Source organism: Rhodococcus sp. WAY2, assembly GCF_009859915.1.
In the GTDB taxonomy this organism is placed as follows: Bacteria; Actinomycetota; Actinomycetes; order Mycobacteriales; family Mycobacteriaceae; genus Rhodococcus_F; species Rhodococcus_F oxybenzonivorans.
This window is the reverse complement of sequence record NZ_CP046572.1, coordinates 6,385,987-6,401,784: the sequence shown is the minus strand read 5'-3', so window position 1 is coordinate 6,401,784 and position 15,798 is coordinate 6,385,987. Positions and strand designations below refer to the sequence as shown.

Here is a 15,798-nt window from a genome sequence, read left to right as displayed (position 1 = left end):
CCCGCGCCTTACGTGATGGCGCGCACTTCGGGGTTGTCGGCGGCGGCTGCGACGGCTGCGGCCTCCTCGAGCAGATCGGCAAGATCGCGTGGATAGACAGCTTCACCGGCAGCCGTCAGTTCCCGGACACAGTCGGCAGTACACCACCGGTGTCCGGTGATGGTGCGCTCCTCGAGTTCTGTGAACCCGCCATGGTGAGGTTCGAAACCCTCCGTCTGCAGCGCGAAGAACAGTTCCTCGGAGCGAATCAGCTCACCGCCCCAGGAGAAGATCGCCACCCGGCGCCACATCGGGCCGCGAAGCGACTCCGCGGAAGCGGTGTACCCGGTCTCCTCGGCGATTTCCCGGACCGCCGCAGCACGCAGGTTCTCCCCTTTTTCGACCGCGCCACCGATCGTGAACCAGTAGTAAGTGTCGGGAATCTCCGGATCGTGGCCCCTCAGCAACAGCACACGGCCCCGCTCGTCGAGCAGCACCACCCGCGCGGACGTGCGGACGGAGTCGAGCGACAAACCGTCGGTGACCGCCGCAGCCGACGCCCGTTCCGTGATCTCGAAATAGGTGGGTAGCGGTGCGGTGCCGCCCAGGTGTAACCACCGAACGGGTCTGCGGGTACGTAGTGCCAGGGTGTCCCGCACGGCGTCGTTGTGGAAACGGCGCGCGATCAGGACCCTCGCCTCCGCGTCCGCGAGTTCCGCGACGAGCTGAGGTCTGAGATCTTCGGGATCGAGCAGCGAGAGCGCGCTGGACAACGCGTTCTCCGCGCTTTCGCGTTCGGTGCGCTCCGACCGCTCGGCGCGGGCGGCCAGGGCAGTGAGCCTCCTTGCCTCGGGTGGGTCCATCGCCGCAGCCGCAGCCCGCACGACCACCGCCCGACGGGCCAGCGCGGAGTCGAGGGCCTGCCAGGACAGATCGGAACGCACGTGCAAACGGTCGAGGCGGTTGGCCGTTCCGTAGGCCCACAACCCGATCACCAGAACGACCACTGCCACGAGGGCGAGAACGAAGATGGTCAGCGCGGAGAAGGTCACGATCCGACCTCGTGGACGCCGTCGCGCCCGACGGTTACCGTCTCGTACACCCGCAGAATCTGTTCGGCCACCACCGGCCAGTCGTATTCGGTGACGACCGTCCTCCCGACCTCGGTCAGTGCGGCACTGCGCGCAGGGTCGCCGAGCACGGAATCGATACCCTCGGCGAGCGCCGCGGAATCACCCACCGGCACGAGCACACCCGCCTGCCCGTCGCGGAGGACGCGGCGGAACGCGTCGAGTTCGCTTGCCACCACCGCGGCGCCGGCCGCCATCGCTTCCACCAGCACGATCCCGAAACTCTCCCCGCCCAGATTCGGGGCGCAGTACACGTCGGCACTACGCAGAGCCGACGCCTTCTCGGCGTCGCCGACCTGGCCGAGGAGGCACAAGTGCCCGAACAGCGGGCCCGCCTCACGACGTAGGCGGTCCTCGTCTCCCCGGCCGACCACCAGCACCTGCAGCTCCGGGTACTTGTCGACCAGCGCGGGAAGCGCGCGCAACAGCACCGACATGCCCTTGCGCGGCTCGTCGTATCGCCCGAGGAACACAATGGTCCGGCCCGGGCGGGGGTAGCCCGGCAACGGTTCGGCGTTCGCGAAGGCCCCCACGTCGACACCGTTGGGGATTTCGACGGCGTCCGACCCGAGCGATTCCACCTGCCATCGGCGCGCCAGTTCCGACACCGCGATCCGTCCGCTGATCCTCTCCAGGTAGGGCTGGAGGACTCCCTGAAAGGTGCTGAGCACCAATGATTTCGTCGTCGACGTGTGAAAGGTCGCCACGATCGGTCCCTCGGCCACCCGCATGGCGAGCATCGACAGGCTCGGCGCATTGGGTTCGTGGATGTGCAGGACATCGAAGTCGTTGTCGGAAATCCAGCGCCGCACCCGCGCGCTCGCGGCAGGTCCGAAACTCAACCGGGCCACCGATCCGTTGTACGGAATGGCCAGCGCCCGGCCGGCCGACACGACGAAGTCGGGCAATTCGATGTCGTCCGAAGCGGGGGCCAGGACGCTGACCTTGTGCCCACGTTCGATCAACACCTCGGCGAGATCTACGACGTGGGCTTGTACCCCGCCCGGAACGTCGAACGAGTACGGACAGACCATGCCGATCTTCACGGGCTCTCCATACGCGTGAGTCTCGCCTGCGACAGGTCGGACAGCCAGAGCGGCTGCAGCATGTGCCAGTCCTCCGGGTGCTGTGCGATGTTCGCCTCGAACCGTTCCGCCAGCGCCTGGGTGGCCGCCGCCACCCCGACTGACGTATCGATCCGGGGATCGATCCGGAAACCCCACCCGTCCTCGGTGAACCAGCAGTGCACGGGCAGGAGCGGAGCACCGGTGTCGATCGCCAGCTTCGCCGGACCTGCGGGCATCCGCGTCGGTTCCCCGAAAAATGTGACGGGAACGCCCTTCTTCGCGAGATCGCGTTCACCGAGGAGGCACACGATTCCGTTGTCGCGCAGGCGCGCCGACAATTCGACGAACGGAGGATGCTCTCCCCCGCTGAGCGGGAAGATTTCGAATCCCAGCCCCTCGCGGTAGTCGACGAAACGCTGATACAGCGACTCCGGCTTCAACCGCTCGGCCACGGTGGACAGCGCGCCCCAGTGCTGCACGCACCACACCCCAGCCATGTCCCAGTTACCGCTGTGCGGCAATGCGAGTACCGCTCCGCGGCCCGCGGCTTTCGCGGCGTCCAGATGCTCCTGTCCTTCGATGAGGGCGTCGAGAGCCGCCCCGGTCTTCTCCAAATCCATGCCCGGCAGGCGGAACGCCTCCCGCCAGTACCGCGCATAGGACCGCAGCGACGCACGCACCAGCGACTCCGGAATCTCCTCCGGAGTCACTCGCAGCACGCGAGCAAGGTTGCGGCGCAACTGTTCAGGACCGCCGCCTTTGCGTGCGGCGAAGTCGGCACCCGTGTCGAACAGGGTGACAGCGACTCGCTCGGGCAGGGCGCGGACTAGCCGCCAGCCGGCCGCGTAGCCGAGGTCGGCGACCCGTTCACCGAGGCTCACTGCGCCGTCGCCTGTCCGTCTTCGGGCGTCGTGCCGGGTGCCGGCAGCGGGAGGACGTCCCGTGCGCCGGCCGACCCCCGCACCGCCAGAACCCGCTGGAATACCGTGAGCACGCTGCCCGCAGCGAGGAGCCACATGGCGATGTGGATCGCCCACGGCACGCCGAGCCCGGTGACACCGGCCCCGATGAGGACGATGACCAATCGATCGGGTCGTTCGATGAGTCCGCCGTCCGCGGACAACCCGCTCGCCTCGGCACGGGCCTTGGCGTAGGAGATCACCTGCGAGGTGACCAGGCACACCAAAGTCGCGATCACGAGCGGCTTGCTCGCCTCGTGGTACACGGCCCACCAGGCGAGACCGGCGAAGATCGCACCGTCCGCCACCCGGTCACAGGTGGCGTCGAGGACGGCGCCGAATCGGGTTCCCCCACCACGGGCCCGGGCCATCGCGCCGTCCAGCATGTCGAACAGGACGAACACGGTGATGACAACCGCACCCCAGAACAGATGTCCGCTGGGAAACAGCACGACCGCCCCAGCCACGGTCGCGACGGTCCCTATCACTGTGACCGAATCGGGGGTCAGCCCGGTCTTGACCAGAGCCCTCCCCAACGGCGCGGTCACCTTGGACACCGGTGCCCGTCCGAAAAAGCTCAGCACCTGCCCACCCCGTTCATCACGTCCTGCCACCAACCCTGCACGGAGGAGTGTGCGACCCCCGCGTCATTCATCTATCGAGTCATTCATTCCAAGCCTTCGCCAGCAGACCGCGGGTCTCGCGCAACAACTGTGGCATGACCTTGACGCCGGCGAGGACCGTGATGAAGTTGGCGTCCCCACCCCACCGGGGAACCACATGCTGATGGAGATGTTCAGCGAGGGAGCCACCGGCGGCGGCCCCCAGGTTCAGACCCACATTGAAACCGTCCGGCCGCGACACCCGCTTGATGACGCGCAGCGCCTGCTGAGTGAAGGACATCAGCTCGGCGCTTTCTTCCTCCGTGAGGTCCTCGAGCGCGGCGACCTTGCGGTAGGGCACGACCATCAGGTGACCAGGGTTGTACGGATACAGGTTGAGCACCGCGTAGACGTGCTCGCCGCGCGCGACGATCAGCCCGTCCTCGTCGTTCATTTTCGGGATGTCGGTGAACGGTTCGTTCGGAGTGTCCGGAGACTTCGGCGCCTCCGCGATGTACGACATGCGGTGCGGCGACCAGATCCGCTGCAGATGGTCTGGCTGGCCGGGACCACGATCGACGAGACTACCGGGACTGTCTCGCATCCCGTCGGCGGTCACATCATCCCCTCCTGCCATGTGGTTCACCCTCTCCCACCGGGTTGGAGCAGCTCCGCGGTCGGGGACGCGTTCTCACGACGCGCGACCCATTCGGTGACGATCCGAACGGCATCGTCGACGGCCACACCGTTCACCTGAGTGCCGTCGCGGAAGCGGAAGCTCACGGCACCCGCCTCGACGTCGCGGGCACCCGCGAGGAGCATGAACGGCACCTTCTGCGCGGTGTTGTTGAAGATCTTCTTCTGCATCCGGTCGTCGCTCGCGTCGACCTCCGCGCGGATCCCCGCCGCCTTCAACTGCTTCACCACGTCGAAAAGATGATCGGCGAACGCTTCGGCCACCGGGATGCCCACCACCTGAACGGGAGCAAGCCAGGCCGGGAACGCACCTGCGTAGTGCTCGGTCAGCACACCGAAGAATCGCTCGATGGACCCGAACAACGCGCGGTGGATCATCACCGGCCGCTTCTTCGTGCCGTCGTTCGCCGTGTACTCGAGGTCGAAGCGCTCGGGCAGGTTGAAGTCGAGTTGAATGGTCGACATCTGCCAGGTTCGGCCCAGGGCGTCCTGCACCTGCACCGAAATCTTGGGACCGTAGAAAGCGGCACCCCCGGGGTCGGGCACGAGGTTCAGCCCCGACGCCTCGGCGACCTCGGCCAGTGTCTGCGTGGCCTCTTCCCACACCGCGTCGTCACCGACGAACTTGTCCGGGTTCTTGGTGGACAGTTCCAGGTAGAAGTCGTCGAGCCCGTAGTCCTTCAGGAGCCCGAGAACGAACTGCAGGGTGGTGGCCAACTCGTCGCGCATCTGCTCGCGGGTGCAGTAGATGTGCGCGTCGTCCTGTGTCATGCCGCGCACGCGGGTCAACCCGTGTACGACACCCGACTTCTCGTACCGGTACACGGAGCCGAACTCGAAGAGCCGCAACGGCAATTCCCGGTACGACCGTCCGCGGGACCGGAAGATCAGATTGTGCATCGGGCAGTTCATCGGCTTGAGGTAGTAGTCCTGGCCCGGCTTGCGCACGGTGCCGTCCTCGTTCAATTCCTCGTCGATGTGCATGGCCGGGAACATGCCGTCCCGGTACCAGTCGAGGTGACCCGACACCTCGTAGAGGTGCCCCTTCGTGATGTGCGGAGTGTTGACGAACTCGTAGCCCTCATCGACGTGCCGCTTGCGCGAGTAATCCTCCATCTCGGTGCGGATGATGCCGCCCTTGGGGTGGAACACGGGCAGGCCCGAGCCGAGCTCGTCGGGGAAACTGAAGAGATCGAGTTCGGCGCCCAACTTCCGGTGATCGCGCCGTTCTGCTTCGGCGAGCAGCTCGAGGTGCTGTTCCTGGGCCTCGGCCGATTCCCAGGCGGTGCCGTAGATCCTCTGGAGATCGGCGTTGTCCTGGTTACCTCGCCAGTAGGCGGCGGAACTGCGGGTGAGCTTGAACGCGGGAATGTGCTTGGTGGTGGGGATGTGCGGGCCACGGCAGAGGTCGCCCCAGATCTTCTCCCCCGTGCGCGGATCCAGGTTGTCGTAGATGGTCAGCTCGTTGCCGCCGACTTCCATGACCTCCGGGTCGTCGATGCCCGACTTGTCGTCGATCAGTTCGAGCTTGAACGGTTCCTTCGCCAACTCCGCGCGAGCCTCGTCGAGAGAGTCGACGACACGACGAGAAAACCGCTGAGAGGCCTTGATGATCTTCTTCATCCGCTTCTCGAGGTTCGCGAGATCCTCCGGAGTGAAGGGACGATCGACCGAGAAGTCGTAGTAGAAGCCGTCCTTGATGGGCGGACCGATGCCGAGCTTGGCCTCGGGGAACTCCTGCTGCACGGCTTGCGCGAGGACGTGCGCCGCGGAGTGGCGGATGACGCTGCGCCCGTCCTCGGTATTCGCGGCCACCGGCTCGACGTCGGTGTCCACGTCCGGCACCCACGACAGGTCCTTCAGCTGACCCTCGGCGTCACGGACCACGACGACGACGTCCGGACCCTTGCTCGGGTAACCGGCTTCCCGAACCGCGGTTCCGGCCGTAGTCCCTGCGGGCACCCGGACAAGGGCGGCGGGGGCGACGGATGCGGGCGTGGTCACAGCGATGTTCTCCTAGGTGAGGTATGCGGTGCAGACATGAAGAATGTGCCAGCCCATGCTATCGGCCCAGCTGTGCTACCCAACCATGCGTCCGCTAGAGGGGGCTCTCCAGCCACGGGTAGTCGAGGCCGACCCACGTCCCGACCAGACCGAACGTTCCCAGTAACCACAGGGTGGCCAGCACGATCAAACCCGTCAGTACCGCGCCGGCACCCTTGACGAGCAGCGACTGCCGGGAGAACCAGTCCATGAACGCGTCGTACTTCGTCCGCGCGAAACGAAGCAGTCGATGAGCCCACTCGAACTCGGACGCCAGGATGCCGAGTCCGGCAAAAACGATCAGCCATCCAGGACCGGGATACGGAATTGCCAGCACGCCGGCGGCCAGCACCAAGGCGCCGATCACGCCGACGGCGATGCGGTAACCGAGGTTCAGACTCGGCTTGGCGGCGATCCGAGCGCGCCACCGCTTCCAGCGGCTCTCCGCCTCTTGGAACGGCGACAGGTCGGAATCCTCCGTGTCGACAGGGTCGGGACCCTCGGTGTCAATTGGGTCGGACCCCTCCGTGTCGGCCTTGTCGGCACGGTCGGCCTCGTCCGGCCGGACTTCCCCGGTGCTCACGATCTACCTGCCCCTCGTGTGTCGACCCAGTGTGAACGGCAATCCGTGACGAAGCAGGCACGGAGGCGCGAGTGAAACTGCCATCGTCCACCCTACCCAGTGCCCGCCGCACGGTCGCGCCGTCAGGTCCGGTCTAGCCCTTCACACACACGACCTGCCGCAGGTGTGCCACAACCTCGACCAAATCGGCCTGCGCATCGATCACCTGCTCGATGTCCTTGTACGCGGCCGGGATCTCGTCGATCACCCCTGCATCCTTACGCGACTCGACGCCGGACGTCTGACGCCTCAAGTCGTCGACCGTGAAACGCTTCTTCGCCTTCGTACGGCTCATGGTCCGACCGGCGCCGTGCGACGCGGAGTTGAAGGACAGTTCCGACCCCAGTCCGCGCACCACGTACGAACCGGTACCCATGGAACCGGGAATGAGACCGAGATCTCCCTTCCCTGCGCGAATAGCACCCTTGCGGGTCACGAGCATCGTCTCCCCGTCGACGACCTCCTCGGACACATAGTTGTGGTGACACGAGATCGGATCGTCGAAACGGACGGGCCGAGTCGGCAGAGCGTCCCGGAATGCCTGCATGATCAGGGCGAGCATGACGGCGCGGTTGCGGGCCGCGTACTCCTGGGCCCACGACAGGTCGTGGCGGTAGGCGTCCATCTCGGGTGTACCTGCGAGGAAGACCGCCAGATCACGATCGACCAGCCTCTGGTTGTGCTGCAACGTCCGCGCCACGGCGATGTGTCGCTCGGCCAGTTCCTTCCCGATGTTGCGGGATCCGGAGTGAAGCATGAGCCACACCTCGTCTGCGTCGGACAGACACACCTCGATGAAGTGATTCCCGCCGCCGAGCGTTCCGATCTGCTTCATCGCCTTTGATTCACGAGACTGGACGCCCGGGTGCAGATCGCGGAACTCCTGCCAGAAACGCGTCCATCCCTTGTGGACGCCGGCGCCGGACACCGAGAGGGCACCGGGGTCGAGTGACTTCTCGTGCATGGCGAACCCCACCGGAACCGCACGCTCGATGCGCGCGCGCAGCGACCGCAGACTGTCCGGTAGGTCGTCGGCGGTGACATCGGTCCTGACCGCTGTCATGCCGCAGCCGATGTCGACCCCCACGGCGGCAGGTGCGACAGCCTGACGCATCGCGATGACGGAGCCGACCGTCGCGCCCTTACCGACATGGACGTCGGGCATGACGCGGACACCGTGGACCCACGGCAGGTCTGCCATGGTGCGGAGCTGGGCAAGTGCGGCCGGCTCTATGGTCCGTTCTTCCGCCCACATCAAGGTCGGCGCGGCAGTGCCTTCGAGGGTGACGGGAAACATTCGACTTCGATCCTTCGACAGCGGCCACCACGGGTGCGGTTCGGCCTGCCCTGTCATTGTTCGCCGTTTCCGTGTACCCAGACAACCGAATATCGGCACGTGAGGGCACACACAGAAGAGGGCGTCTCCGAATTCCCGGAAACGCCCTCTTCATGTTCTCGGTGGTCCCGGCTGGGATCGAACCAGCGACCTCCCCGGTGTGAACGGGACGCTCTTCCACTGAGCCACGGGACCGAAGCACGCCACATGCTCGCGCTCGAACGAGTTGGAACATTAACACGACGGACCGGCCGAACGAAAATCACGTCGTGGTGATTCGCGGTCACCCGCACACACCACCGCTTTCTGGATGCGCCCCGAAGCCCGGCAGCACTCATGACCTGCAGATTTGTAACTAACAGGCATGGTCGGCTAATGTTCTCAACCGCACCACGGAGAACATTCTCCGCGAGTTACACGGTGCATGCGGACGTGGCGCAGCTGGTAGCGCACAACCTTGCCAAGGTTGGGGTCGCGGGTTCGAATCCCGTCGTCCGCTCGAGAGGTTGGACTCAACCTTCACGGTGGAGTGGCCGAGTGGTGAGGCAACGGCCTGCAAAGCCGTGCACACGGGTTCGATTCCCGTCTCCACCTCGCGCGATTAGCTCAGCGGGAGAGCGCTTCCCTGACACGGAAGAGGTCACTGGTTCAATCCCAGTATCGCGCACCGAGATAGATCGTAGGACTGTAGTACTTGCACGACAGTGAACTCCCCCGGCCCCGGGGGTTTTCACGCATGCGGACGTGGCGCAGCTGGTAGCGCACAACCTTGCCAAGGTTGGGGTCGCGGGTTCGAATCCCGTCGTCCGCTCCATTTCTTCTCGATCTCGCGCGATTAGCTCAGCGGGAGAGCGCTTCCCTGACACGGAAGAGGTCACTGGTTCAATCCCAGTATCGCGCACCATCTCTTCGGTCCATCCGAAAAGACGTTCCCAGCGGTTCGGCCCCGGTCATACGGGGCCGAACCGCTGTCTGTCACGCCGAGTGCACCCTGTTTGCGCCGGAAATCATCGCGCGCAGCGCCGACTCGGTGTCGGATTCACCGATTCCCATCGTCCACAATCGCACTCCCCGCGCCTCGCACCTCAGGAACGTTGCCGTGCGGTGCCCGATTCGATGCTGGTGGAAGGCGAGGATCTCGATCGAACATCCGGCGTCGTAGAGCATCGACGTCATCGCGGACACCGGGCCCGGCGCGAGTGCGCTCATCGTGCAGATCGATTCTCCGATACCCAAGGTGGCCTCGAAGACCCACTGGCCTGGGGCGGCTTTCTTCTCGGACCATCGACCGAGACGGAACGGGCCGGACATCGGCGCATACAGGCTCTCGAACGCGGTCCAGCTCATCCCGGCCGCCTCGTCCGCGAATTCGCGGGGGAGCGGCTTTCCGTGACGCGTCGCGAAGGGATCGGCGGCGCTGCTCGACGTGTGACAAGTTGCGGCAAACGAAGTGGAGGTGCTCATTCTCGTGGTCTTCCTGAAAGTGAAGGGAGGACCAACGCGTAGCTCAACGACCCGCAGCGAGGGGTCGGTCCGTATCAGACCCCGCTACGGCGGAGAACTACGAGAATGCGCTGCATGGGAAGACACTCTAGGCGAGGACCGTCCCGAAGGACAACCTGCCACCTCATCGAGGAGTTCGGCTGCATATCTTCCCGGTGACGAAATCGTTATCCACGGGCCTGGAACGTGAGGAAATCCTCATGTATCGTCGAACGTGCCATCCACCCCCCCGATGGCAATGAGCCCCAGCCATGACCCCCCATCCAAGGCTGGGGCTCAGTCTTGTTCCGGGTCTCCTCCGTCGAACAAAGTCCCGCTCACCGACTCGGGCTGTCATTCCTCCTTGCGCCGGACTCTGCGCAGTCGACAACGAAGCATCGCATACGGTCGGTTTCACACGCCGCACAGGGCGTGGCAGATTGCGGTGAGGACGCAGCTGCGAGACAGTACGCACATAATGGTGAAGAACAGGAAAGACGCGGTGACTGAACGGTGACGGTCGAAATAAATTCCGCGGGGATATGGGACTCCGAGGCGATCGCCGACGTAGCGGCGGCGACGTTTCCGCTCGCCTGCCCACCTGGCGCCACCCAGGACGACATCGCCACCTTCATCGATGATGTGCTGTCGGCCGAACGGTTTTCCGAGTACCTCACCGACCCGCGCCGAACCGTGCTCAAGGTGACCCACGAAGGCGCCATCGTCGGCTATGCAATGTTGATCGACGGCGAACCTGCAGATCCCGAGGTGGCCCGGAGCGTGTCACTGCGTCCGGTCACCGAGATCAGCAAGCTGTATGTGCTGCCGGGCAACCACGGCACCGGAGTCGCGTCCGCGCTGATGAACGCCATCGTCGAGCGCGCCGTCGCCGGGGATTGCGCGGGACTGTGGCTCGGAGTCAATCAGGAGAACCTGCGCGCCCAGCGTTTCTACGAGAAGCACGGCTTCGAGACCGTCGGGACGAAGACCTTCCTGGTGGGGTCACAGCTACACCACGATTTCGTGATGCAGCGGGCCCTCTGAGCCTGTCGGCTCAGTTCGCGGCTACCTCGAAGCGCGACAACGCGAGGAGCCGTGAGGTGGCGCGGAGATACTTCTTGCGGTACCCGCCGGCGAGCATCTCGGGCGTGAAGATGGAGTCGAGCTTCGCGCCCGCCACCGTGACCGGGATGCTGGCGTCGTACAGGCGGTCCGCGAGAACCACGAGCCGCAGAGCCACCGACTGGTCGTCGGCCGGATGGACACCGTCCAGGAACACTGCCGGGATGCCCTCGACCAGCTTGTTGTATCGCGACGGGTGCAGGGTGCTCAGGTGGGCACACAGCGCATCGAAGTCGTCGAGTGTGGCACCGGGGATGGCGTCGGCACGCTCGAGGAGCTCCTCCGAGGAGATCGGGTCGGGCGCCGGCGGCAGGTCGCGGTGCCGGTAGTCGGGGCCATCCACCCGGATGGTCTCGAAGATCGAGCCCAGTTTTTTGATCTCCCGCAGGAAGTCCTGCGCTGCGAAGCGCCCCTCACCGAGCTGGCCGGGAAGGGTGTTCGACGTCGCGACGATGGATACACCACGCGCGGACAGCTCGGACAGCAACCGGGACACGAGCATGGTGTCACCCGGATCGTCGAGTTCGAACTCGTCGATGCAGAGGACACTGTGGTCGGAAAGCTGCTCGACCGCCTTGTTGAACCCCAGCGCGCCGACCACGTGGGTCAGCTCGACGAAGGTGCCGAATGCCTTCGGCGACGGGACGCTGTGGTAAATCGACGCGAGCAGGTGGGTCTTGCCGACGCCGAACCCACCGTCGAGGTAGAGACCGGCACCGGTGGACGGCGTCTTCTTCCCGAAGAGGCCACGTCGGCCGCCGCTGCGGATCTTGCCGACCTTCTTCGAGAACTCCTCGGCCTTCTGCACAGCCACGGCCTGGCTGGGCTCGGCGGGGTCGGGGATGTACGACGCGAAGCTCACCTCGTCGAACATGGCCGGGGGCACCATTTGAGCGACCAACTGATCAGCCGGCACCACGGGGCTGCGATCGACAAGACGTGCATGCATACAAGCAGGGTATCCACGTGTTGTGATCACTAACATGCAGCGTGTACATATTGCGACCTACCTCACATCGGACTCCGGGCAGCCGGGGACGGATACCGGTGAAGTGACCGAGGACGCCTTGCGTGAGCTGTATGCGTACCCGGTGGAGATGCCGCGACCGTGGGTGCGGGCGAATTTCGTGTGCAGCATCGACGGAGCCGTCTCTGTCGGCGGTGTGAGCGGAACGCTGGGAACGCCCGCCGACAAGAAGGTGTTCGACACCCTTCGGGAGGCGGCCGACGTCGTCCTGGTGGGAGCAGGAACCGTCCGCGCCGAAAACTACGGTGGCGTGCGAATCGACGCAGACGGCAGGCAACGCCGTATCGCATCGGGATTGTCCGCCGTCCCGCCGATTGCGGTCGTCTCGGCACGGGCACACCTCGACGCCGACGCCCGACTGTTCACCGACACCGAGGTCGCGCCCATCGTGATCACCTGCGCCGCCGCCGATCCGGTTCGGGTGGCTGCCCTCGCCGAGGCCGGTGCTCACGTCGTTCGCACCGGCGGTTCGGAGATCACAGGTCCTGAGTTGATCGCCGCAGTGGAGGGACTGGGACTGCGCAGGATTCTCTGTGAGGGCGGGCCGAGCCTGTTCGGACAGCTCGTGGCCGACGACCTCGTCGACGAACTCTGCCTCACCACGGCACCCGTCCTGGTGGGCGGAACCGCCGGGCGCATCGCCACCTCCCCCCACGTCGCCACGGTCTCGATGACACCTGCGCACGTCCTCGCCGACACCGACGGCACGGTTCTGACACGCTGGGTGCGGCTTCCCCGCCCGTGAAGGAACCTGGCAGGCTGTCCGGCATGCGCAGATTGGGGTTGCTCGCACTGGTTCTCGTGGTGTGCAGTGCGTGTGGAGCCGGACCGTCGAACCGGCCGCACGTCGCCGTCGAACGCGAGGGTGGCGGCAGCGAACCCACCCCGACAGAATCCCAGAACGCCGACGCTCCACCGCCCCAGTTGCAGGTTCCGAAGACGGACCTCACGTGGACGGACTGCACCCAGGGCACCCTCGAAACGCTGGGCCCCGGAGTGGTGGCGCCTTCGGGTCTGATCTTCGAGTGCGCGTCGTACGAATCGGCCGTCGACGAGAGCGGAGTCCTTCCCGGATCGTTCACAATGGGCGCGATGCGGGCGCGACTCGCGGACACCCCGGCAAACGCTGCCCCCCTCGTCCTGACGTCCGGGTCGGACCGGTCGTCGACGTCGACGCTCGCCGCGCTGAGCACGGGAGGGTTGGCGACTCTGCTCTCGACGCGTCCGGTTGTCGCCGTCGATCGCCGCGGAATCGCGTCGTCACAGAAAATCGAATGCCTTTCGCCGCCGACCTCCGACCTTCGGCGCAGACTGGCCGACCTGGGACAATTCGATCCGGGTGCCGGCGACCAGGTCGACAAGGTGGCCGCTCTCGGGCGAGATGCCACCATCGCCTGCACCGATTACCTGCAACCGCAAGAACTCGCCTTCGACAGCACCCACGCCGCAGATGACATCGAAACGCTGCGTCGCACGTGGGAGGTCGACTCCCTCGGGATACTGGCCACCGGAAACGGGAGCGCCGTTGCATTGAGCTACGCCGCCGAATACCCGGGACGGGTCGGCCGGCTCGTCCTCGACTCCCCCGCGGTGACCACCGTGGACGCCGCGACCGTCACCGAGCAGCAGGTGGCCGGACAGGAAGCGGCGTTCGACGCCTTCGCCCGGCAGTGCACCGCACTGAACTGTTCCCTCGGCCCCGACCCGCGGGCTGCGGTCACCGCAGCCGTTGCCGCGGCCGCGGCCGGTCGGATCCCCGGGGTGTCGTCGAATGCGCTGCTCACAGCGATTTCGGGGGTGCTGGGCACGGCCGGAGGTGACCAGCAGGGCCGGGTACGCATGTTGTCCGACGCCGTGTCGGCCGCCACCGCCGGCAACACCGCGCCGCTGCTGGCCCTCGCAGCGCAGGCGGAGGCGGCCTACGAGTCCGACGGCCAGTTCATCACCCGGTGCACGGACGGGCAGCAGTGGCCTGCCCCGGACCGCGTGCGCCAACTCCAGCGCGTGTGGGGTGAGCAGTTCCCGTTGTTCGGCCCCGATGCGGCCGTGGGCCTCCTGCTGTGCACGTCCTGGCCTGCGACTGCACCGCCGGCGCTCCCCGGTGACCTCTCGATGCCCGTGCTCGTACTCAGCGGCGCGGCCGACCCCGTCGTCGGTAACGCCGGCGTCGGCACCGTCACCGGAGCAGTGGGCAGCGCGGGCGCCACCACCGCCACCCTGACGTGGCACGGCCGGGGTCACCCGGCCACCCACTCGGACTGCGCGCAGAAGGCCATCGTCTCGTATCTCGCCGACGGAACACTGCCACCCGACGGCAGCGCCTGCCCCGCCTAGACGGTGACCGGGCCCGACACCCGCAGGGGGTGCGTGACCGCACGTCACGGCTAGCCGGTGTACCGTGCCGTGGTGTTCCTTCGACATCTCGAACCGCGCACCGGGCGGACTCCTCACGAGGTCATCAACTTCGCGTTGTGGCCGATCGCCGTCATGACCGTGCTGCATCGAGTGGTTGTCAAGGCGGTCAACGGCTACATCACCGACGACTTCCGGCCGGTCTACAACGCCGCCCTGGCGTTCCTCAACCGCCGCCCCGTCTACACCGCCAACTTCGACTGGGTGGACCCGCACTACCTGTATCCGCCGTCCGGAACGCTGCTGATGGCACCGATCGCGATCATCGACCCCGAGAAGTCGCGGTGGCTCTTCATCCTGACCAACACGATCGCCATCGTCATCGCGTTGTACCTGCTGTTGCGGTTGTTCGGCCTCGGCCTGAACTCGATCGCCGCCCCGATCCTCCTCTTCGCGACGTTTTCGTCGGAAACCGTCACGAACACGCTGGTCTTCACCAACATCAACGGTCTGGTGCTGCTCGGGGAGATCGCGTTCCTGGTGCTGCTCATGAAGCGAAGGGACATGTGGTCCGGCGTCGCCATCGGCCTGACGTTCGCGGTGAAACCGATTCTGGCGCCACTTCTCTTACTTCCTCTCGTCCGCGGGCAGTGGAAAGTGTTCGTCACCGCCCTCGGCATCCCCCTCGTCCTCACCGCCGTAGCGTGGCCGCTGTCGGCGGATCCGATGGACTTCGTTCATCACACCGTTCCGTACCTGATGGAGTCGCGCGACTACTTCAACAGCGCGATCGTAGGCAACGGCAGGTACTACGGTCTCCCGACGTGGATGATTTTCACGCTCCGTGGAATTTTCGCCGCACTGGTGGCGGGGTCCCTGTGGCTGCTGTACCGCTACTACCGGCACGACGAACTGTTCTTCGTGGTGACCACGTCCGGTGTCCTGCTGACCGCGTCCTGGCTGCTCGGTTCGCTGGGCCAGATGTACTACTCGATGATGCTGTTCCCGCTCGTCATGTCGGTGGTACTGAAGAACTCGGTGATGCGAAATTGGCCCGCGTGGCTGGCGGTGTACGGGTTCCTCAGTTACGACAGTTGGTTGTCGGGACGGTTCGTCGAGGCGGGCCGCACCGCCGAATACATGAAGACCACCCTCGGGTGGAGTCTGCTGTTGATCGTCATTTTCGGGGTGCTCGCAGTCCGTTACGTCACCGCCAAGCGTGAGGGTCGGCTGGACCAGGGCATAGATCCGGCGTTCCTCCTCGAACCTCACACCAAGGCCCCGTCGACGGAACCCGAGCTCGCACCGGAACCGGAACCGGAGACGGAGTCGGCTGTCGCCAAGTCGTAGCCGTCTCGCCGGGGCTGCGGACCCGCGAAGG

The 15,798-nt window shown here is 65.7% G+C and carries 14 protein-coding genes and 6 tRNA genes; 9 read left to right on the top strand and 11 right to left on the bottom strand.

What is annotated here, in order from left to right; all coding sequences use genetic code 11:
* Positions 1-8 precede the first annotated feature (8 nt).
* The 9 genes from GFS60_RS28890 to GFS60_RS28850 all read right to left on the bottom strand — a co-directional run bounded on the left by GFS60_RS28890 (position 9) and on the right by GFS60_RS28850 (position 8,629).
* Entirely contained in the window at positions 9-1,031 is a 1,023-nt protein-coding gene (locus GFS60_RS28890; RefSeq protein WP_159926443.1) for an NUDIX hydrolase, read from the bottom strand.
* Entirely contained in the window at positions 1,028-2,155 is a 1,128-nt protein-coding gene (locus GFS60_RS28885; RefSeq protein WP_159926441.1) for a glycosyltransferase family 4 protein, read from the bottom strand. Before GFS60_RS28885 ends, GFS60_RS28890 begins: the two co-directional genes overlap by 4 nt.
* The gene (locus GFS60_RS28880; RefSeq protein ID WP_159926439.1) at positions 2,152-3,057 is read right to left on the bottom strand and encodes a phosphatidylinositol mannoside acyltransferase; all 906 of its coding nucleotides are present in this window, start codon (positions 3,055-3,057) and stop codon (positions 2,152-2,154) included. The genes GFS60_RS28885 and GFS60_RS28880 overlap by 4 nt, the downstream gene beginning before the upstream one ends.
* Positions 3,054-3,719 carry a phosphatidylinositol phosphate synthase gene (gene pgsA, locus GFS60_RS28875; RefSeq protein WP_109330586.1) on the bottom strand — a complete coding sequence of 222 codons (666 nt, stop codon included), beginning with the start codon at positions 3,717-3,719 and terminating at the stop codon, positions 3,054-3,056. Before pgsA ends, GFS60_RS28880 begins: the two co-directional genes overlap by 4 nt.
* Positions 3,720-3,798: 79 nt before the next feature.
* Complete coding sequence (locus GFS60_RS28870; RefSeq protein WP_109330588.1) at positions 3,799-4,374, bottom strand: HIT family protein; 576 nt, start codon at positions 4,372-4,374, stop codon at positions 3,799-3,801.
* A 5-nt stretch (positions 4,375-4,379) separates the two neighbouring features.
* Entirely contained in the window at positions 4,380-6,437 is a 2,058-nt protein-coding gene (gene thrS / locus GFS60_RS28865) for a threonine--tRNA ligase (protein ID WP_159926437.1), read from the bottom strand.
* Between the two features lie 94 nt (positions 6,438-6,531).
* Positions 6,532-6,942 (bottom strand): TIGR02611 family protein, encoded by a 411-nt coding sequence (locus GFS60_RS28860; RefSeq protein ID WP_109335151.1) that lies wholly within the window; start codon positions 6,940-6,942, stop codon positions 6,532-6,534.
* Positions 6,943-7,192: 250 nt separating this feature from the next.
* Positions 7,193-8,395: an RtcB family protein gene (locus tag GFS60_RS28855; RefSeq protein ID WP_159926435.1), complete on the bottom strand. Its 1,203-nt coding sequence runs from the start codon at positions 8,393-8,395 to the stop codon at positions 7,193-7,195.
* Between the two features lie 162 nt (positions 8,396-8,557).
* Positions 8,558-8,629 (bottom strand) — tRNA-Val (locus GFS60_RS28850).
* Between the two features lie 231 nt (positions 8,630-8,860).
* Here GFS60_RS28850 and GFS60_RS28845 point away from each other — a divergent pair.
* The 5 genes from GFS60_RS28845 to GFS60_RS28825 all read left to right on the top strand — a co-directional run bounded on the left by GFS60_RS28845 (position 8,861) and on the right by GFS60_RS28825 (position 9,338).
* A tRNA-Gly gene (locus GFS60_RS28845) sits at positions 8,861-8,933 on the top strand.
* 24 nt (positions 8,934-8,957) lie between these two features.
* A tRNA-Cys gene (locus GFS60_RS28840) sits at positions 8,958-9,028 on the top strand.
* 1 nt (position 9,029) lies between these two features.
* A tRNA-Val gene (locus tag GFS60_RS28835) sits at positions 9,030-9,101 on the top strand.
* A 71-nt stretch (positions 9,102-9,172) separates the two neighbouring features.
* Positions 9,173-9,248, top strand: a tRNA-Gly gene (locus GFS60_RS28830).
* 15 nt (positions 9,249-9,263) lie between these two features.
* Positions 9,264-9,338, top strand: a tRNA-Val gene (locus tag GFS60_RS28825).
* 71 nt (positions 9,339-9,409) lie between these two features.
* Here GFS60_RS28825 and GFS60_RS28820 read toward each other — a convergent pair.
* Complete coding sequence (locus GFS60_RS28820; protein WP_159926433.1) at positions 9,410-9,898, bottom strand: 2-isopropylmalate synthase; 489 nt, start codon at positions 9,896-9,898, stop codon at positions 9,410-9,412.
* Between the two features lie 531 nt (positions 9,899-10,429).
* Between GFS60_RS28820 and GFS60_RS28815 the strand changes: the two genes are divergently transcribed.
* Positions 10,430-10,960 (top strand): GNAT family N-acetyltransferase, encoded by a 531-nt coding sequence (locus tag GFS60_RS28815; protein WP_109330596.1) that lies wholly within the window; start codon positions 10,430-10,432, stop codon positions 10,958-10,960.
* A 10-nt stretch (positions 10,961-10,970) separates the two neighbouring features.
* Here the strand turns inward: GFS60_RS28815 and zapE are convergent, their stop codons facing one another.
* Positions 10,971-11,987 carry a cell division protein ZapE gene (gene zapE, locus GFS60_RS28810; protein ID WP_109330598.1) on the bottom strand — a complete coding sequence of 339 codons (1,017 nt, stop codon included), beginning with the start codon at positions 11,985-11,987 and terminating at the stop codon, positions 10,971-10,973.
* 34 nt (positions 11,988-12,021) lie between these two features.
* Between zapE and GFS60_RS28805 the strand changes: the two genes are divergently transcribed.
* The 3 genes from GFS60_RS28805 (at position 12,022) to GFS60_RS28795 (ending at position 15,767) form a co-directional block, all read left to right on the top strand.
* Positions 12,022-12,810, top strand: a complete 789-nt coding sequence (locus GFS60_RS28805) for a pyrimidine reductase family protein (protein ID WP_159926431.1) — start codon at positions 12,022-12,024, stop codon at positions 12,808-12,810.
* Positions 12,811-12,833: 23 nt separating this feature from the next.
* Positions 12,834-14,399, top strand: a complete 1,566-nt coding sequence (locus GFS60_RS28800; protein WP_201453473.1) for an alpha/beta hydrolase — start codon at positions 12,834-12,836, stop codon at positions 14,397-14,399.
* 72 nt (positions 14,400-14,471) lie between these two features.
* A complete protein-coding gene (locus tag GFS60_RS28795) occupies positions 14,472-15,767 on the top strand; it encodes a glycosyltransferase family 87 protein (RefSeq protein ID WP_201453472.1) in 1,296 nt (431 codons plus the stop codon).
* The last annotated feature ends 31 nt before the right edge of the window (positions 15,768-15,798 follow it).